This window comes from Bradyrhizobium sp. LeoB3, assembly GCF_055456055.1.
In genome coordinates this window covers 115,071-133,959 of the sequence record NZ_JBVBEF010000007.1, presented here as the reverse complement: position 1 = coordinate 133,959, position 18,889 = coordinate 115,071, and the positions used below count along the sequence as shown (strand labels likewise).

Annotated in this window: 17 protein-coding genes; 6 read left to right on the top strand and 11 right to left on the bottom strand. The window is 62.6% G+C overall.

Going from position 1 to position 18,889, the window contains the following annotated elements; translation table 11 throughout:
• Positions 1-52 precede the first annotated feature (52 nt).
• From ACZXDY_RS08605 to ACZXDY_RS08585, 5 genes are all read right to left on the bottom strand, one after another.
• Positions 53-1,021 (bottom strand): zinc-binding dehydrogenase, encoded by a 969-nt coding sequence (locus ACZXDY_RS08605; protein ID WP_464345179.1) that lies wholly within the window; start codon positions 1,019-1,021, stop codon positions 53-55.
• Positions 1,022-1,143: 122 nt separating this feature from the next.
• Positions 1,144-2,139: an NAD(P)H-dependent flavin oxidoreductase gene (locus ACZXDY_RS08600; protein WP_028167396.1), complete on the bottom strand. Its 996-nt coding sequence runs from the start codon at positions 2,137-2,139 to the stop codon at positions 1,144-1,146.
• Between the two features lie 323 nt (positions 2,140-2,462).
• Entirely contained in the window at positions 2,463-3,251 is a 789-nt protein-coding gene (locus tag ACZXDY_RS08595) for a fumarylacetoacetate hydrolase family protein (protein WP_456645035.1), read from the bottom strand.
• A complete protein-coding gene (locus ACZXDY_RS08590; RefSeq protein ID WP_028167398.1) occupies positions 3,251-4,273 on the bottom strand; it encodes a 2-dehydropantoate 2-reductase in 1,023 nt (340 codons plus the stop codon). Before ACZXDY_RS08590 ends, ACZXDY_RS08595 begins: the two co-directional genes overlap by 1 nt.
• Before the next feature lie 97 nt (positions 4,274-4,370).
• On the bottom strand, positions 4,371-4,802 hold the full coding sequence (locus tag ACZXDY_RS08585; protein ID WP_028167399.1) for a CBS domain-containing protein: 432 nt from the start codon (positions 4,800-4,802) through the stop codon (positions 4,371-4,373).
• Here ACZXDY_RS08585 and ACZXDY_RS08580 point away from each other — a divergent pair.
• A complete protein-coding gene (locus tag ACZXDY_RS08580; RefSeq protein WP_464345178.1) occupies positions 4,797-5,054 on the top strand; it encodes a hypothetical protein in 258 nt (85 codons plus the stop codon). The two genes, ACZXDY_RS08585 and ACZXDY_RS08580, sit on opposite strands and share 6 nt — an antisense overlap.
• Here the strand turns inward: ACZXDY_RS08580 and oxlT (ACZXDY_RS08575) are convergent.
• The 6 genes from oxlT (ACZXDY_RS08575) to ACZXDY_RS08550 all read right to left on the bottom strand — a co-directional run bounded on the left by oxlT (ACZXDY_RS08575) (position 5,041) and on the right by ACZXDY_RS08550 (position 12,412).
• Positions 5,041-6,357: an oxalate/formate MFS antiporter gene (gene oxlT / locus ACZXDY_RS08575; RefSeq protein WP_464345177.1), complete on the bottom strand. Its 1,317-nt coding sequence runs from the start codon at positions 6,355-6,357 to the stop codon at positions 5,041-5,043. The genes ACZXDY_RS08580 and oxlT (ACZXDY_RS08575) overlap by 14 nt on opposite strands.
• Before the next feature lie 240 nt (positions 6,358-6,597).
• The gene (gene oxlT, locus ACZXDY_RS08570) at positions 6,598-7,887 is read right to left on the bottom strand and encodes an oxalate/formate MFS antiporter (RefSeq protein ID WP_028167401.1); all 1,290 of its coding nucleotides are present in this window, start codon (positions 7,885-7,887) and stop codon (positions 6,598-6,600) included.
• Between the two features lie 255 nt (positions 7,888-8,142).
• Entirely contained in the window at positions 8,143-8,280 is a 138-nt protein-coding gene (locus ACZXDY_RS08565; RefSeq protein ID WP_464345176.1) for a hypothetical protein, read from the bottom strand.
• A 205-nt stretch (positions 8,281-8,485) separates the two neighbouring features.
• Positions 8,486-9,763, bottom strand: coding sequence for a formyl-CoA transferase (gene frc / locus ACZXDY_RS08560; protein ID WP_464345175.1), 1,278 nt, complete (start codon positions 9,761-9,763; stop codon positions 8,486-8,488).
• Between the two features lie 158 nt (positions 9,764-9,921).
• Complete coding sequence (oxc, locus tag ACZXDY_RS08555; RefSeq protein WP_464345174.1) at positions 9,922-11,655, bottom strand: oxalyl-CoA decarboxylase; 1,734 nt, start codon at positions 11,653-11,655, stop codon at positions 9,922-9,924.
• A gap of 61 nt (positions 11,656-11,716) precedes the next feature.
• Entirely contained in the window at positions 11,717-12,412 is a 696-nt protein-coding gene (locus ACZXDY_RS08550; RefSeq protein ID WP_464345196.1) for a GntR family transcriptional regulator, read from the bottom strand.
• Positions 12,413-12,629: 217 nt separating this feature from the next.
• Here ACZXDY_RS08550 and ACZXDY_RS08545 point away from each other — a divergent pair, with 217 nt between their 5' ends.
• The 5 genes from ACZXDY_RS08545 (at position 12,630) to ACZXDY_RS08525 (ending at position 18,871) form a co-directional block, all read left to right on the top strand.
• Entirely contained in the window at positions 12,630-14,759 is a 2,130-nt protein-coding gene (locus tag ACZXDY_RS08545; RefSeq protein ID WP_464345173.1) for an acetate--CoA ligase family protein, read from the top strand.
• Between the two features lie 115 nt (positions 14,760-14,874).
• Positions 14,875-15,720 (top strand): IclR family transcriptional regulator, encoded by an 846-nt coding sequence (locus ACZXDY_RS08540; protein ID WP_028167406.1) that lies wholly within the window; start codon positions 14,875-14,877, stop codon positions 15,718-15,720.
• 141 nt (positions 15,721-15,861) lie between these two features.
• Positions 15,862-16,917, top strand: coding sequence for a ketopantoate reductase family protein (locus ACZXDY_RS08535; protein ID WP_464345172.1), 1,056 nt, complete (start codon positions 15,862-15,864; stop codon positions 16,915-16,917).
• Positions 16,918-17,237: 320 nt separating this feature from the next.
• Positions 17,238-18,020 carry an ABC transporter ATP-binding protein gene (locus ACZXDY_RS08530; RefSeq protein ID WP_130227145.1) on the top strand — a complete coding sequence of 261 codons (783 nt, stop codon included), beginning with the start codon at positions 17,238-17,240 and terminating at the stop codon, positions 18,018-18,020.
• The gene (locus ACZXDY_RS08525) at positions 18,017-18,871 is read left to right on the top strand and encodes an ABC transporter permease (RefSeq protein ID WP_464345171.1); all 855 of its coding nucleotides are present in this window, start codon (positions 18,017-18,019) and stop codon (positions 18,869-18,871) included. The genes ACZXDY_RS08530 and ACZXDY_RS08525 overlap by 4 nt, the downstream gene beginning before the upstream one ends.
• The last annotated feature ends 18 nt before the right edge of the window (positions 18,872-18,889 follow it).

The window sequence follows — 18,889 nt, the reverse complement described above, 5'->3', positions numbered from 1 at the left end:
AAGAGAAGGTGGGCACGCTGCGCTTTGCCCACCCTACGATCTACGACCGCACTTACAGCGTCACCACGATCTTGCCGAGGTGCTTGTTGGCTTCCATGTGCTCGAACGCCTTGCCGATTTCGTCGAACTTGTAGACGCGGTCGATCGGCAGTTGCAGCTTGCGGGATTCCACGGCGCCCCAGATGTCCTTGCGGACTTCGTCGAAGATCTCGCGGATCTCCTCGATGGTGCGGGTGCGGAAGGTGACGCCGATATAGTGGATGCGGCGCGCCGCGTGCAGGTCGAAGTTGAAATCGGCATGGGTGCCGCCGAGCCGGCCGACATTGACGATGCGGCCCTTGATCTTGGTCGCGGCGAGGTTCTGGTTGGCGACCTTTCCGGAGACCTGGTCGACGATGAGGTCGACGCCTTCGCCGCCGGTTGCCTTCAGCACCTGCTCGACCCAGGTGGGGTCGCTGGAATCGATCGCGAGATCGGCGCCGAAATCCTTCAGCCGGCCGCGCCGCATCGCGTCGGTCGAGGAGCCGATCACGAGCTTCGCGCCCTTGAGCTGGGCGATCTGCATCGCCATCAACCCGACGCCGGAACTGGCACCCTGGATCAGCACAGTCTGTCCCGCCTGGAGCGCGCCATTGGTGACGACGGCGTTGTGCATGGTCGCGAGTGCGACGGGGAGGGTGGCGGCGTCCTCGAAATTCATGTTCGAGGGCGCGCGGAACAGCCGGCCGTGATCGGCAAGCGTGTATTCAGCAAAGGCGGCGCTGCCGGAACCCATGATCTTGTCCCCGACCTTGACGCCCTTGGCGTCAGGTCCGAGCTCGGCAACCTCGCCGGCCCACTCCATGCCGAGCACGGTGCCGACGCCACCCGCGCTGCCATGGGCATGGCCCTTCGTCATACCGAGATCGGCGCGGTTGAGGCCGCAGGCGTGAACCTTGACCAGCACTTGCGTGCCCTTCGGCGTTGGCTTGGCGACGTCGGTGATCTCAGCGCCATTGGCGCCATAGACATAGGCTTTCATCGGCTCTTCTCTTTGGTTGGGCAGCAAGACCGCTCTAGATTCTTGTTTTGACGCGTTTTCTTCACGCGAACCGGTCTCCACCCTCGGATCAAGTCCGAGGGCATGCTTCGCTCGAAAATGCTCTATTCGGCGGCCTGGCGCTGCGCCCCCGAAATCATGCTCTCGAGACGGCCGCGGATGATCGCCTCCGCATCGCGTACGATGCGCGATACCAGTTCGGCGCAGCTCGGGATGTCGTGGATCAGGCCCTGCACCTGGCCGGCCGACCAGATGCCTTCGTCGGCATCGCCGCTAGCGTAGACCATCTTGCCGCGGGCGCCGGCGACGAGTTCGCGCACGTCCTCGAATTTCGCGCCTTCCTTCTCCATCGCGACCACCTTGGTCGAGATCGCATTCCTGGCGACGCGGGAGGTGTTGCGCATGGTGCGGAAGATCAGCTCGGTCTCGCGCTCGTCATTGGCGACGATGCGCTCCTTGACGAGCTGATGGATCGGGCTCTCCTTGGTGCACATGAAGCGTGTGCCCATGTTGATGCCGTCGGCGCCGAGCGCCAGCGCAGCCGCCAAGCCGCGGCCGTCGCCGAAGCCGCCGGAGGCGATCATCGGGATCTTCACCTTGTCGGCCGCGCAGGGGATCAGGATCAGGCCGGGGGTGTCGTCCTCGCCGGGATGACCGGCGCATTCGAAGCCGTCGATCGAGATCGCGTCCACGCCCATGCGCTCCGCCGACAGCGCGTGGCGGACGCTGGTGCATTTGTGCACGACCTTGACGCCGTGCTTCCTGAACTCGTCGACATGTTCCTGCGGCTTGTTGCCCGCGGTCTCGACGATCTTGATGCCGCTCTCGATGATGACCTGGCGGTATTCTGCGTAAGGCGGCGGCTTGATCGCGGGCAGGATGGTCAGGTTCACGCCAAACGGCTTGTCGGTCATCTCGCGACAGCGCGCGATTTCCTTGCGGAGATCATCCGGTGTCGGCTGGGTCAGAGCCGTGATCATGCCGAGCGCGCCGGCATTGGCGACGGCAGCGACGAGTTCCGCGCGTCCGACCCATTGCATGCCGCCCTGCACGATCGGGTGCTCGACGCCGAAAAGCTCGGTGAAGCGTGTCTTGATCATTACTGCCCTCTGTTTCCCCGGCGCGGACCACCGCGCGCTGTTTATCGAGAATTTCGGACAGCAGGATGCCGTCGCCCCCTGCAAAAGTCCACGGGGGCGGGTGATGGTCAGGGCAACGCCATCATGCAAAAGCGCCGCGTTGTTTCCGCAAGGCGGAACTAGAGCTTCGGTTCTGATTGAATCAGAACCGAAGCTCTAGATTCTTGTTTTGACGCGTTTTCTTCACGCGAACCGGTATCCACTTCGCTCGAAAACGCTCTAGCCGGATCGACCCAAAGTCCTCGAATGAAGGGGTTCACGCCATTGGCTTCAGGTGACGTCGGCTACTGCCTGAATTCGTTCGTGAGCTCGCCGATGCCGTCGATTGCCACCGTTACGGTGTTGACCGGCTCCTTCATGACGCCGACGCCGACCGATGTGCCGCAGGCGATGAGATCGCCGGGCAAGAGCGTCATGTCGTGCGAGATCTTGCTGACGAGCTCCTGCGCGCTGAAGATCATGTCTGATATCGGGTAGTTCTGGCGCTCGGCGCCGTTGAGGATGGTGCGCACGACGAGGCTTGCCGGATCGATCCCTGCGGTGATGACGGGGCCAAACGGGCCGTAGCCGTCAAAGCCCTTGGCGCGGGCCCATTGCGCAAACGTTTTGTCGCGGTTGAGGATGTCGTTGGCGGTGACGTCGTTGACGCAGGTGTAGCCGAAGATGAAGTCGTCGGCCTCATCAGGAGAGACGTTGGTGCAGGGCTTTCCGATCACGATGCCGAGCTCGCCCTCATAGGTGGTCTTGCCGTCATAGGAGAGGGGGCGCTCGATCACGGCACCCGGCGCGGTGACGCTGGTGGTTGCTTTCAGCAGATAGAGCGGCTCGGCCGGCTCAGGTTGCTGCAGCTTGGCGGCGAGCGCGTGGAAATTATTCCAGAGCGCGACGATCTTGCTTGGCTCGGAGGGGGCGAGCAGCTCGACGTCCTCCAGCGCGAGTATTCGTCCGTTCGGCTTGGAGGTGCCGAACATCTCGCCGTCATGTACAGCGATGCCGGATGGCGTCAGCACGCCGAAGCCGGTCTCACCCTGGCGGCGGAAGCGAAGCCAATGGGTCACGTTACGCTGCAACATCACGTGACCGCCGCAACTTTTGCTTCCGGCGACGGAAGCACCCTTCCGTCGTAGAGCCCGGCGATCCGGGCGCGCTGGGCAGCGAGCGCCAGCATCGCATCCAGCGACGGCGTCGGAATGCCCGTCAGGCGTCCCATTTCCTGAACCACGGTGACCAGCGGATCGATCTCCATCGGGCGACTGCGCTCGAGGTCCTGCAGCATCGAGGTCTTGTGGGCGCCGACCTTGCGCGCGCCTTCGATGCGGCGTTCGACATCGACGCGGAACTTGACGCCGAAGGTTTCGGCGATCGCCTGCGTCTCCAGCATGATCGCTTTCGACAGCGCGCGGGTCGGCGGATCGGAGCAGATCACGTCCAGGGTCGCATGGGTGAGGGCGCTGATCGGGTTGAAGCAGACATTGCCCCACAGCTTGAGCCAGATCTCGTCGCGGATGCGCTCGAGCACGGGCGCCTGCATGCCCGCCTTGGTGAAGACATCAGACAGACGCTGCACGTCCTCGGTGATTTCGCCGGAGGGCTCGCCGAGCGGAAAGCGGTCGCCATAGACGTGGCGGATGACACCGGGCGCCTCGATCTCGGTGGCGGGATAGACGATGCAGCCGATCGCGCGCTCGGGGCCAAGCTCGCGCCACTGCCGGCCGCCGGGATCGATGCTCTCCAGCGTCGAGCCCTGATGATCGCCGCCGTGCTTGTGGAAGTACCAATAGGGGATGCCGTTGACTGCGGTGACGACGCGCGTGTGCGGCCCGAGCAGCGGCTGCATCCGTTCGAGCACGCCGGTGATCGAATGCGCCTTCAGGCAGATGATGACGAAATCCTGCGTGCCGAGTTCGGCCGGATCGTCGGTGCAGCGGGGATGCACGATGCGCTCTTCATCGCCGATCAGGAGCTTCAGCCCGTTCGCCTTCATGGCCGCGAGATGGGCGCCGCGTGCGACCAGGCTCACCTCCACGCCCGCGCGCGCAAGCTGCACGCCGAGATAGCCGCCGATCGCGCCGGCGCCGTAAATGCAAATCTTCATGGGATGTTTCGCAAAAGAGGCGGGGTTGATGTTTCAGCGCTGGTCGTGCGCCGGTGCCGAGGACGTCTCAGACCGGCGCGCTGACGCTGGGGTGCTTTCAAGCCGGAATGGCTTCCCGCGCGGCGATCGCCTGCTCGTCGAATGCGGCTGCGATGTCGCGGATGCTGATGACGCCGATCAGGCTGTAATCGTCGATGACCGGCACGTGGCGGATGTTGTGCCTGTTCATGAGGTGACGGATATGCTCGAGCGAGTCGCGCGAGGTGCAGGACACGAGCTGCTGCACTGAGATGAAGTGCGACACGCGCATGTTGGCGCCGGCCGCGCCATGCTCGGCGATGGCGCGCACCACGTCGTGCTCGGTGAACATGCCCACTGCCGTGTTGCCCTCGGTGCGGACGACATCCTTGACCACCAGCGCGCTGATATTGCCCGAACGCATCAGTTGCGCGGCGATCGCCACCGTCTCGTTCATGCGAACCGTTGCGACACGGGCGGCTTTCTTGCGCAGAATATCTCCGACTTGCATGACAACCTCCTTGGGTTCGTTGATAGCCGCAAGTCTGGTATACAAAATGCCAATTGTCAACGCGGCGGGGGTAGATGCCTTCAGAAAAATATAGCAAAAACAGTAAGTAACGCTGACGCTTTTCGTCCGATGGACGACGGCATCTCGCTGACCTATATCGTTGTATTTTGTATTCCTTTGACTTTTGGCAAAAGAAAAGGCGCACCGGAGTGCGCCTTCGCTGTCGCAGCGGCTGCGATCATGCTGTCGTGACACTGCGCGCGGTCGCCTCTGCCGCCGCTGTCTCGTTGCCCAGGATGAAGGCGCGTCGCATCGGCCTGATCACGAACAGCGCCATCAGCGCCGCCGTCGCGTTGAGCGCTACGCCCATCACGAACACGGCGTGCCAGCCAAAATTCTTGGCAACGATGCTGGCGAGCGGCACCAGCAGCGAGGCGGTGCCTTTCGCCGTGTACAGCATGCCGTTGTTGGTGGCGGCGTACTTCACACCGAAGGTGTCGCCGCTGGTGGCCGGAAACAGGCTGTAGATCTCGCCGAACACGCCGAAATAGACCGCGGTCGCGAGCACGAACACGATCGGATGGGCGCCATAGGTCGAGAGCGTCAGCAGCATCAGCGCGCCGGTGCCGAACGCGATGAACATCGTGTACTCGCGGCCGATATTGTCGGAGATCCAGCCGAACAGCGGCCGGCCGAATCCGTCGAAGACGCGATCGAGCGAGATCGCAAACGTCAGTGCCGCCATCTGGATGCCGGCGAGCGAGACCGGCGTCTTGGCAATCTGGAAGTCGTCGGCGATCGGCGCGATCTGTGCGGCGGTCATCAGGCCGCCAGAGGCGACCATCACGAACACCAGGTACATCACCCAGAAGATCGGGCTGCGCAGCACCTGCGGCGGGGTAAAATCAGTCTTGGTCTGCGGCAGGTTGAGCTGCTTCTTTTTCGGAGGGATCGCGACAGATGGCGGCCGAATGAAGAAGGCGAGCACGCACACGATCAGGCCTTGCCCGATGCCGAAGTCGAAGAAGGCGGTCTGGTAGCCGCTGGCGGCGATCATGCTTGCGATCGGCACCACGGTGAGCGCGGCACCCGCGCCGAAGCCGGCGGCGGTCGCGCCGGCAGCGAGGCCCCGACGGTCCGGAAACCATTTCAGCGCATTGCCGACGCAGGTGCCGTAGACGGCACCGGCGCCCATGCCGCCGATCACGGCGGCGGTATAAAGCAGCGCCAGCGAATCCGCGTAGGAATTGAGGACCCAGGACAGCGCGATCATCACGCCGCCGAACATGATCACCATGCTCGGCCCGTATTTGTCGACGAACCAGGCTTCGACGGGGACGAGCCAGGTCTCGGTCACCACGAAGATCGTGAAGGCGAGCTGGATGCCCGCACGGCCCCAATGATGCTTCGCGTCGATCGGATCGACGAACAGCGTCCAGCCGTATTGCAGGTTGGCGATCATCGCCATGCAGACGATGCCCATGGCGAGCTGAAACCAGCGGAAGCCGCTGGACGCAGGTGCTGAAGGTGCGGCGGCGGCGTTGCTTAAAACCATCAAGTCCTCCCGAGCGCGTGCCTGCGGTTGCGGCCTTCTGTCGCGAGTTTGTGACTTATCGTCGCAAGCACTGGGCGGATGTTGGTATACTATATCCCACAATGCAAGCCGAACTTGTGCTGCAGTGCGGCATAGGGCATGCCGCAGCTCGGCGGTCACGGCGAATTCGGAAAATCGGAAGCGCAGCAAAAAAGCGCCCGGCTGTGGGCCGGGCGCTTCAGACCAACTCTGTTGCGCGATCTACGATGCGCCCGATTTTTCCACCACGACCTTGCGCCATGGCTTCAGCACGAGGATGGCGAGCAGCGATGCCAGGATGTTGGCGCCCGCGGCGATGAGAAAGACATTGTCCCAATTGCCAGCGGACTGCTGCACGTAGTTCGCAAGCGGCACCAGCAGCGCGGCCGTGCCCTTGGCGGTGTAGAGCAGGCCGGCATTGGTGGTCGCGAATTTCGAGCCGAAGGTGTCGGTGCAGGTGGAGGGGAACAGCGAGTAGATCTCACCCCAGGCGAAGAACACGAAGCCCGACAGGATCACGAACCAGATCGGATCATGACCCCACATGTAGAGCGCCCAGATGCCGATGCCCTCCATGCCGAAGGCGATGAACATCGTGTTCTCGCGGCCGATCATGTCGGAGATCCAGCCGAAGAACGGACGTGTCAGGCCGTTGAGGACGCGATCGATGGTCGCGGCGAAGGTCACGGCGGTCATCGTCATGCCGATCAGGGTCACCGGGACACTGTCGATCTTCCAGTCCACAGCGATCGGCTTCAGGTTCGCCGTTACCATCAGGCCGCCGGCGCCGACGATCACGAACATGAAGTACATCAGCCAGAAGATCGGCTGCCGCAGCACTTCCGTCGGCTGATAGTTGCGCCGGCTCTGAACCAGATTGGCGTTCTGCGCGACCATCGGCACCTGTCCGGATTTCGGCGCGAGCAGGAAGAAGGAGAGCAGCACGATGATGATGCCCTGGCCGAGACCGAAATAGAGGAAGGTGGTCTGGAAGCCGGAGTCCTTGATCATCGCCTGGATCGGCGCGACCGTCAGCGCCGAGCCTGCACCGAAGCCGGCTGCGGTGATGCCGGCCGCCAGACCGCGCTTGTCGGGAAACCATTTCAGCGCGTTGCCGACGCAGGTGCCGTACACGCCGCCGGCGCCGATGCCCGCGATGATCATGCCGAGATAGTAGCCATTGAGCGAGGTCGCCTGGGCATTGATGGCCCAGCCGATGGCGCAGAGGATGCCGCCGACGAGAACCACGATGCGCGGGCCGTATTTGTCGACGAACCAGCCTTCGACCGGCACCAGCCATGTCTCAAATAAAACGAACAGGGTGAAGGCCCACTGGATCGAGGCGCGATCCCAACCGAATTTTTTCTGAATGTCGGGGACGAAGAATGTCCACCCGTATTGATAATTGGCGATCATCACCATCGCCGCGACGCCGATCGCAAGTTGTGTCCAGCGAAAGGTATCGCTGACACGGGCGGTTGGCGGAGCCGTAGCCTGTACCATCTCTGTCATAGGTCCTCCCAAGGCGCGTCTCTGTTTTGTTTTGTCCCAAACGTGCCGCGGCCATCTTGGTATTCCATATGCCAACATTCAAGCGGCAGCACACGGCCGCGTGAAAATGCCGCAGGATTGTCCGGCAGCAGAGCGCGCGGTTGCATGCCTGGGGTCGTTTAACGCGCAAGAAAAATGGCCCCGGAGACGGGGCCATTGGGGATGCAGGAAATCTGATTTCGCGGCGCCGGCGGGGCGTACCGGTGCGCTGCGAAATTACAGGCCGAAGCGCGGCACGTCGCCGTTGCGGATCGAAATCTCGGCGCTCTTCATCAGCAGCCGATCGATCGTGGCCAGCAAACGTCCCCACAGCGAAGTCGGGGCCGAAATTGCGATGGAAGCAGTCTTGGACATGATGTCCCCTTCTGAAGTTGCAGCGGAACTACCGCTTCGTGATCTGGGGACAATCTATGTATACCAGATGCCAGCAACAACGCATTTGTTTGCATAGCAGCATTCGTCTTTTGCAACGCAGCATAGATCAGTTATCAGGCATCCCAAATGGCAAAAAGACCGCCGGGGGTCCCCGGCGGCCTATGTTTCCAGCTTGATGGCCTTCTTACTCGGCCGCCTGCTTCTGCGGCGGGTCGAGTGCGCCGGAGTCGTGGATCTCGGCGACCTGGTGATCGCTGAAGCCCAGCACCTGGCGCAGAACCTCGTCGGTGTGCTCGCCGAGCAGCGGCGAGCGGAGCACCTCGCTCGGGCTGTCCGAGAGCTTGATCGGGTTGCCGACCGACAGATACTTGCCGCGGGTGGGGTGGTCGACCTCGACCACCGTGCCAGTCGCGCGCAGCGACTGGTCCTCGGCGAGTTCCTTCATCGACAGGATCGGGCCGCAGGGGATGTCGTATTGGTTGAGGATCTCCATCGCCTCGAACTTGGTCTTGGTCGTGGTCCACTGCTCGATGCGCGCGAAGATCTCGTTCAGCCGCGGCAAGCGTGCCGCCGGCTTGGCGTAGTCAGGATGCGTCTTCCAGGTGGGCTCGCCGATCACGTCGCAGATCTTCTCCCAGACCGGCGCCTGCGTGATGAAGTAGATGTAGGCGTTGGGATCGGTCTCCCAGCCCTTGCACTTCAGGATGCGCCCGGGCTGGCCGCCGCCGGAATCATTGCCCGCGCGCGGCACGGCGTCGCCGAACGGAATGCCTTCACCGAACTGGCTGTATTCCTTGAGCGGGCCATGGGCGAGGCGCTGCTGGTCGCGCAGCTTGACGCGGCAGAGGTTGAGCACGCCGTCCTGCATCGCCGCGGTGACGCGCTGGCCCTTGCCGCTCTTGGTGCGGTGGAACAGGGCGGTGACGATGCCGAGCGCCAGATGCAGCCCGGTGCCGCTGTCGCCGATCTGCGCGCCGGTGACGAGCGGCACGTCGTCGCGGAAGCCGGTGGTCGAGGCCGCGCCGCCGGTGCACTGCGCGACGTTCTCATAGACCTTGCAGTCCTCATACGGACCGGGGCCAAAGCCCTTGATCGAGGCCACGATCATCTGCGGGTTGATCTGTTGGATCTTCTCCCAGGGAAAGCCCATGCGGTCGAGCACGCCGGGGCCGAAATTCTCCACCAGCACGTCGCACTTCTTGATCAGCGCGGTCAGGACTTCCTTGCCCTTCGGGTTCTTGGTGTCGAGCGTGATCGAGCGCTTGTTGTGGTTGAGCATGGTGAAATACAGGCTGTCCACGTTCGGGACGTCCTGCAACTGGCCACGCGTGATGTCGCCGACGCCGGGGCGCTCGACCTTGATCACGTCGGCGCCGAACCAGGCCAGGAGCTGGGTGCAGGTCGGTCCCGACTGGACATGGGTGAAATCGAGAATGCGAACGCCCGTAAGCGCCTTAGTCATCTGTCCTCTCCTTGTTACTACCTGTTGCTGTCATGCCCGAGAAGGCGGGCATCCAGTAATCACCGTCGATTCAGTCGGGCTCAGTGTTCGCCTCACGATAGCTCGGCGGCTACTGGATTCCCCGCTTTCGCGGGGAATGACGCCGTTCAGTTGATCCGTTACTTCTTCTTCAGAACGCTCTGCGGATTGAGATTGCCGATGCGGCCGCTCTCCGAACCCGCCGCCGGATCGATCACCGCGTTGATCAGCGTCGGCTTGCCGGAGTCCATCGCCGCATTCACGGCACGCTTCAATTCATCCGGCGAGGTCGCGTTGACGCCAACGCCGCCGAACGCCTCGATCATCTTGTCGTAGCGCGCGCCCTTCACGAACACCGTGGTGGCGGGATCGGCGCCGGCCGAGTTGGTGTCGGTGCCGCGATAGATGCCGTCATTGTTGAAGACCACGACGCAGACCGGCAGGTTGTAGCGACAGATGGTCTCGATCTCCATGCCCGAAAAACCAAACGCGCTGTCGCCTTCCACCGCGAGCACCGGCTTGCCGGTCTCGATGGCGGCTGCGATCGCATAGCCCATGCCGATGCCCATCACGCCCCAGGTGCCGACATCGAGCCGCTTGCGCGGCTGGTACATGTCGATGACGCCACGGGCGAGGTCGAGCGTGTTGGCGCCTTCGTTGACGAGGATGGCGTCGGGCCGCTCCTTGATGACGGTGCGGAGCACGCCGAGCGCGCCGTGATAATCCATCGGCGAGGCATTGCTCATCAGCTTCGGCGCCATTTTGGCGACGTTCTCGTCGCGCTTGGCGTTGACTTTTGTAGTCCAGTCGGCGGGCGCCACCGGCCAGTTGCCGCCCATGCCCTCGAGCAAAGCAGTGACGCAGGAGCCGACATCGCCGACCAGGGGAGCTGCGATCTCGACGTTGGAATCCATCTCCTTCGGCTCGATATCGACCTGGATGAATTTCTTCGGCGCGTCGCCCCAGGTCTTGCCCTTGCCATGCGAGAGCAGCCAGTTGAGGCGGGCGCCGATCAGCATCACCACGTCGGCATCCTTCAGCACCGTCGAGCGGGCGGCGCCGGCGGATTGCGGATGCGTGTCGGGCAGCAGGCCTTTGGCCATGCTCATCTGCAGGAACGGCGCGCCGCTCTTCTCGACGAAGCTGCGGATCGCGTCATCGGCCTGCGCGTAGGCTGCGCCCTTGCCGAGAATGATCAGCGGACGCTTGGCGCCCTTGAGCACGTCGAGCGCGCGCTTGACCGCCGACGGGGCAGGGATCTGCGCCGGCGCCGCATCAATCACCTTCACCAGCGACTTCTGGCCGGCTTCGGCGTTGATCACCTGCGAGAACAGTTTTGCCGGCAGGTCGAGATAGACGCCGCCGGGACGACCGGACACCGCGGCGCGGATCGCACGGGCAAAGCCGATGCCGATATCCTGCGCGTGCAACACGCGGAACGCCGCCTTGCAGAGCGGCTTGGCGATCGCGAGCTGGTCCATTTCCTCATAGTCGCCCTGCTGCAGGTCGACGATCTCGCGCTCCGAGGAACCAGAGACCAGGATCATCGGGAAGCAGTTGGTGGTGGCGTGCGCGAGCGCGGTGAGGCCGTTGAGGAAGCCGGGCGCCGACACCGTCAGGCAGACGCCGGGCTTCTTGGTCAGGAAGCCCGCGATCGCCGCCGCGTAGCCCGCGTTCTGCTCATGGCGGAACGACAACACGCGAATGCCCGCCGCCTGCGCCATGCGGCCGAGATCCGTGATCGGAATGCCCGGCACGCCGTAGACAGTGTCGATGCCATTCAGCTTCAGCGCGTCGATGACGAGATGGAATCCGTCCGTCAGCTCTTGTTCCGTGCCCGGTGCTTCAGTCGTCTTGGTGGCAGTATTTAGCATGGGCCTGGTCTCCCTCTGGCTTTTCTGGTTCGGACGAGTTCGTCGTCTTCTGAGTGACGCTTTAAGTGAAAAGTTCCTGGCCGTGCGCTTCGACGTAAGCAGCAAGGCCAAGCGTGTGGTCGCGCGCGCGCTTTTCCGCGAGCTCGGTGTCGCGCGCCTCGAGCGCCTCGATGATGCCGAGATGCTCGGGTAGCGATGTCGCGGTGCGATCCTTCCGCCCGATCGTGAGCTGCCGGTAGCCGCGCACATGCAACAGGATGTCGTTGGTCATATCGACCAGGACCTGATTCTCGGACAGCGAGATCAGCGCCTGATGGAAGGCGATGTTGGCCTTGGAATATTCCTCGATGTGATCTTCCGGCCGGCGGTCGCTGTTGAAATCCTTGAAGAAGTCGCGCAGCGCCGTGATGTCCTTCTTGCGCGCGGTGGTCGTGATCAACCGTGCGGCCATGCTCTCGAGCGCGGCCCAGGCGCGGATCATGTCGACGATCTCGGTCTTGGTGCGGCGGACCACGACGATGCCGCGGCGCGGCACGGTTTTGACGAAACCGTCCTGCTCGAGCATGGCGATCGCTTCGCGGATCGGGGTGCGGCTGACGCCGAGGCGCTCGGACAACGCGCGCTCGTCGAGCATCACCGGCTCGGGCGTCGCATAGATGTCCATCTTGAGAATAGCTTCCTTCAAGGCCTCATAAGCCTTGTTCTTGAAACTCGTCTCTGGCGCGATCCTGACGATCGCAATATCTGCCTCAGCCATAGCAGGCGGTGCCTTGGTTTCCTTAGGTGTTGCCACGACTCGTCTCCTCCGTTTCGGAGACGTCTTCTTAGCAGAAGAAATACCATCAGGTTTTTGGCATGCCAAATACCAGAATGTCAAGTTGCCATTGTTTTCTGCATCAGGCGAGAGAAGACCGGCTTGACTTTTTGGCTTCTGGCATACCAAATGCCATCAAATTTGTCCTGGGAGGAAGCCGATGTCAAATTCAAAGGATGCAGTCCGCAACGTTCTCGATGCGGTCAAAGCGGACAAGCGCACGAGCCTGACGGCGCCGGAGGGCAAATTGGTCTGCGATGCCTACGGGATCCCGGTCCCGAAGGAGGACGTCGCCAAGTCGGCGTCCGAGGCGGCGCGGATCGCGTCCGGGATGGGCTTCCCGGTGGTGATGAAGATCGTCTCGCCGGACATTCTCCACAAGACCGAGGCTGGCGGCGTGGTGGTCGGCGTCAAGACCGCGGCTGACGCCGAGAAAACCTTTGAGACGATTCTCGCCAACGCCAAGAAGTACAAGGCCGACGCCAAGATCGAGGGTGTGCAGGTCCAGCAGATGCTGGGCGGCGGCACCGAGGTGATCATCGGCTCGATCACCGATGGGTCGTTCGGCAAGCTGGTCGCCTTCGGCCTCGGCGGTGTGCTGGTCGAAGTGCTGAAGGACATCACCTTCCGCCTCGCGCCCGCGACCAAGGAAGACGCGCTGTCGATGCTCGACGGCATCCAGGCGCATGAGATGCTGAAGGGCGTGCGCGGCGGGGATCCCGTCAACCGCGAGGCGCTTGCCGACGTCATCGTCAAGGTGTCGCGGCTGGTGAGCGATTTCCCCGAAATCGTCGAGCTCGATCTCAATCCCGTATTCGCCACCAAGAAGGACGCGATCGCCGCCGACGTGCGCATCGTGGTCGATTTCGACTACAAGCCGCGCCCGGCGCCGCGACCCACCGAGGAAATCGTCGCCGCGATGAACCGCATCATGCAGCCGAAGGCGGTCGCCGTGATCGGCGCCTCCGCCGAGGACGGCAAGATCGGCAACTCCGTGATGAAGAACCTCATCAACGGCGGCTACAAGGGCGAGATCTATCCGATCCACCCGAAGGCGCCCGAGATCCTCGGCTACAAGGCCTACAAGAGCGTCAAGGATGTGCCCGGGGTGATCGATGTCGCCGTGTTCGCGATCCCCGCGAAATTCGTCGCCGGTGCGCTCGCCGAATGCGGCGAGAAGAAAATTCCCGGCGCCGTACTGATCCCGTCCGGCTTTGCCGAAGCCGGCGCGCCTGAATTGCAGGCCGAGATCGTCGAGGTCGGCAAGAAGTACGATATCCGCCTGATGGGGCCGAACATCTACGGCTTCTATTATACGCCGGCCAATCTGTGCGCGACCTTCTGCACGGCCTACGACGTCAAGGGCCATGCGGCATTGTCATCGCAGTCCGGCGGGATCGGCATGGCGATCATCGGCTTCTCGCGCTCGGCGAAGATGGGCGTCTCCGCGATCGTCGGCCTTGGCAACAAGTCCGATATCGACGAGGACGATCTGCTCGCCTTCTTCGAGCAGGACCCGAACACCAATTTGATCGCGCAGCACTGTGAAGACCTGAAGGACGGCCGCGCCTTTGCCGAAGCCGCCAAGCGGGTCTCAAAGAAGAAGCCGGTGATCGTGCTGAAGGCCGGCCGTACCTCGGCGGGCGCCAAGGCTGCGTCGTCGCACACCGGCGCGCTCGCCGGCAACGACAAGATCTATGAGGACGTGTTCAAACAGTCCGGCGTGATCCGCGCCCGCAGCTTGCGGCAACTGCTCGAATTCGCCCGTGGCGTGCCGGTGCTGCCGACGCCCAAGGGCGAGAACGTGCTGATCATCACCGGCGCCGGCGGCTCGGGCGTGCTGCTGTCCGACTCTGTGGTCGACAACGGCCTGTCGCTGATGCAGATGCCGCCGGACCTCGATGCTGCTTTCCGCAAGTTCATCCCGCCGTTCGGCGCCGCCGGCAATCCCGTCGACATCACCGGTGGCGAGCCGCCGATCACCTATGTCAACACGGTGAAGCTCGGCCTCTCCGATGAGCGCATCCACGCGCTGATCCTCGGCTACTGGCACACCATCGTGACGCCGCCGATGGTGTTCGCGCGCAACATGGTCGAAGTGAAGAAGGAGATGGAGGCCAAGGGCTTCGTGAAGCCGATGGTGGCCTCGCTCGCCGGCGACGTCGAGGTCGAGGAGGCCGCCGAATATCTCTACCAGCACGGCATCCCGGCCTATGCCTATTCGACCGAGCTGCCGGTCGAGGTGTTAGGGGCCAAGTACAAATGGGCGCGCGGCGCTGGCCTGCTGTAACGAATGTGAAAATGCCGCTTCGGAAAAATCCGGAGCGGCATTTCGGTCCAGGGACCGAACAAACTGGCCAATCCGATAGCGAACGCGTCTTCCGCAACGGCTGAAGCAGGTCGCGATGAAGAGGGACGTGATCCGGCGCAAGGCGCTTGCGCCGAAATCCACCACCGACGATTACGAAAGCCGCGACGGCGGCGTGCAATCCGTCGACCGCGCGCTCTCGATCATCGAGACGCTCGCCGAAGACGACGAAGGCTACCGCCTGAGCGATCTTGCGATCCGCACCGGGCTGTCGACCTCGACCGTGCACCGTCTGCTGGCAACGCTCGAAAGCCGCCGCTTCGTGCAATTCGACCGCACCGAATCGAAATGGCATGTCGGCGCCCGCAGCTTCACCGTCGGCGCCACCTTTGCGAGGCGCCGCAACTTCACCGCCCAGGCAGTTCCCTATTTGCGCAAACTGCGCGACCTCACGCGTGAGACCGCCAACCTCGCCGTGGTCGACGACGAGTTCATCGTCGTGCTCACCCGCATGGAGAGCCGCGAGATCATGCGTTCGCTGACCAAGGTCGGCGGTCGCGTGGCGATGGTGGCCTCCGGCGTCGGCAAGGCGGTGCTGGCGACATATTCGGATGAGGACGTCAGCGCGATCATCCGCCATCATGGCATGCCGCGCCTGACCGAGAAGACGATCACGCGGCCGAGCGACCTGTTCAGGGAACTCGAACGTGTCCGCCGCCAAGGCTACGCCGTCGACGACGAGGAGGCCTGCATGGGGCTGCGCTGCATCGCCGCCGTCGTCTACAACGATTGCAGCGAGCCGCTCGCGGCGATCTCGGTATCAGGCATGACCAGCCGCCTGACCGACGATAGGCTGGCTGCACTCGGCCAGACCGTGCGCGAGGTGGCCGCCGAGCTGACAGTTGCGCTCGGTGGCGTGATGCCTGCGACGAAGCCTGACTGATCGTTCAGCCGTCATGACGCCGACGCCGCCCTGCGGCGCGACGCGTGCATTTGGCGGAAGGCCCAAATCCATTAGAGTGGGCGGCAACGGGCCAGTGGATCGGCTGCTTCCCTGGCCGCGAGAAAATGCCGGGGAGAAACCATGGGTCGGAAGATAGCGATCGTCGGGGCTGGTGCCGTCGGCGGGTATGTGGGTGCCCATATGGTGCAGGCGGGCGAGGACGTCACGTTCATCGATCCCTGGCCCGAGCATATCGATCACATGAGGAAGCACGGACTACGTGTCACCCATGCACGAGACGTCGCGGAATTCTCGGTGCCCGTGCGTGCGCTGCACATCACGGACGCGCAGCAGCTCGCCAAGGAGAAGCCGGTCGACATCGCCTTCGTCTGCATGAAATCCTACGACACGGCCTGGGCGACCATGCTGATCCAGCAGTATCTGGCGCCGGACGGCTATGTCGTGTCGCTGCAGAACTGCATGAATGAAGAGACGATCGCCGGCATCGTCGGCTGGGGCAAGACGCTCGGATGCATTGCCAGCAGCATCACGGTCAACCTGCCTGAGCCCGGCCATATCCACCGAGGCGCCGGCAAGGGCGGGGCGGCGCACCCGTATTTCGCGCCGGTGAAGTGCACGGCCGTATCACGGTGCGGGCGGAAGAGATCTGCCGACTGGTGGGCTACTCCGACAGCGCCAAAGTCACCGGCAATCTGTGGGGCGAACGCTGGTCGAAACTGGTCGCCAATGTCATGGGCAATGGGCTCTCGGCCTGCACGGGTCTGCCGGGCGGAGACATGTTGCAGAGCGAACCGATCCGCCGTTACCCGGCTCGGCAGCGAAGCGATCCGCGTCGGTCAGGCGCTCGGCTATCAATTGGAGGAGATCCTGCACCTGCCGCCCGAGACGATCGCGCGTGCCGGAGAAGGCGACGAGACGGCGATGCGCGCGTGTGACGAGCAGCGCTTCAAGGACGGCAAGCGCACTTCATCCGAGCAGCGTCCCTCGATGGGCCAGGACATGCAGAAAGGCCGGCGCACCGAGATCGAATTCCTCAACGGTTTTGTGGTGCGCGAGGGCGAGAAGATCGGAATTTCTTGTGCGGCTAATGCCGTGTTGACAGACCTCGTCAAGCGCGTGGAACGTAACGAGCTAAGCCCGGATCCGCGGCATATCACGGAGCTGCGATTGAACTGAGCCGATTTGTTCACCTAGATGTGCTCGTAAGAGCAGAACAGCGTTGACGTCTGAACTGGCGGGTGGAGCGGACAAACTCCGTTCCGCTGAATCACACAATGGCTGTCTGGAGACACTGAGATACGGAATCTCAGCATCCGTGCGCGATAGCCTCAGAGGGAAAAATGCGCTGGCTGCAAAAAGGCAGCACGTGCTCGAATCGAAGGCAGCAAGAAGCTCATCCTGACGGAACGCACGCTCAACAGCGCAATTTCTTGCGCACTTATGCCGTCGCGTTTGGCACGGTGGTTGCTTGAAGTGCATGGTGGACAGGAGACACCATGTCATCGCCCAAAGTGCAACTTCGTTTGAACGGCATCCGTAAGAGCTTTCCTGGAAAGGAAGCGGCGACGCAGGTTCTCGACGGCTTAACCTTCGATATCCATGAGCGTGATTTCGTCAGCATCATTGGCCCGAGCGGCTGTGGCAAGACGACGGTGTTCAATATTATCGCCGGCCTCGTGGATCCCGATGATGGCGTCATGCTCTATCGCGGCCAGGAAGTGGAAAGCTTGCGCGGTCGCGTGGGCTATATGATGCAAAAGGACTTGCTTTTTCCTTGGCGTACGGTGCTGGACAACGTTCTGCTCGGCCTTGAGACCAAGGGCGTCGATCCAAAACGGGCTCTGGATACCGCGAGAGAATATCTCAGCACGTTCGGTCTTTCCGGCTTTGAGAACTCATATCCCAAGATGCTGTCCGGCGGAATGCGTCAGCGCGTGGCCTTGATCCGCACTCTCGTGCTCGATCCCGACATCCTGCTCCTCGATGAGCCGTTCTCGGCGCTCGACTATCAGACGAGGCTGTATCTCGAGGGCATTCTGATGGAGGCGGTGGAAACCTTTCACAAGACCGTGATCCTCGTGACCCACGACATCGATGAGGCAGTGGCGCTTTCCAAGCGTGTGGTCGTGCTCAGTCAACGTCCGGCGCGCGTGAAGGCCGTTCACGACATCGCGCTGAACGAACATTCGCCGATCGCGGCGCGAAGCGATCCGCGCTTCTCCGGTTATTTCCACACGCTCTGCGCGGAGCTCGATATCCAGACCAGGAAGAGTGCATGACGGAAACGGCTCAACTTGTAAAAACCGCGGCGCCCGCTCGCCCACGCGAGAAAAAGCGCCGCAACGTGTTCGATTCCCTTATCGGACGAAGCGCGCTTCAGATCCTTGCCGTCGTCGGTTTCTTCCTGCTGTGGGAAGCGGCGGTGCGATGGGGATGGTTGTCGGGCTTCCTCGTTGGTCAGCCGAGCGGCGTTCTGCGCAACCTCATCGGCTCCATCACGAACGGCTCTCTTTTCACTGACACCGGTTACACAATATTCGAGGCGATCCTGGGATTTGCCTTCGGTACCGTGATCGGTTCGGTCATCGGCCTTGCGCTGTGGTACTCGGTGTTCGTGGCGCGGCTGGTGGAACCGTTTATCGCGGCCATCAACTCGGTGCCGAAAATCGCGCTGGCGCCGATCATCATCCTGTGGTTCGGCACCGGCTTGCTATCGAAGGTCGCGCTCGCGATCTCGCTCACCTCCATCGTCGCTCTCATCACCGCCTACCAGGCGGCAAAGGACGCGGACAAGGATCTCCAGGCGCTGCTTTTCTCTATGGGCGCGTCCAAGCAGCAGATCTTCAAGCGGGTGATCGCGCCCTCTACCTTGCCTGCGATCATCGCCACCTTTCGGATCAATATCGGCTTCGCCCTGGTGGGCGCGGTCGTGGGAGAATTCATCTCTTCCCAGCATGGTCTCGGCCACGTCATCTACGTGGCCTCGAGTCTTTACGATCTCAATACGGTGTGGGCTGGCCTGTTCACGCTGATGCTCGTTGGCTTTCTTTTCTACCACTTGGTCGAGGTCATCGAGAATTGGCTGCTTCCCTGGAAGCAACAGCAGAGCGGCACGCAGATCAACGTTTGATCTTCTTTCAGGAGACTT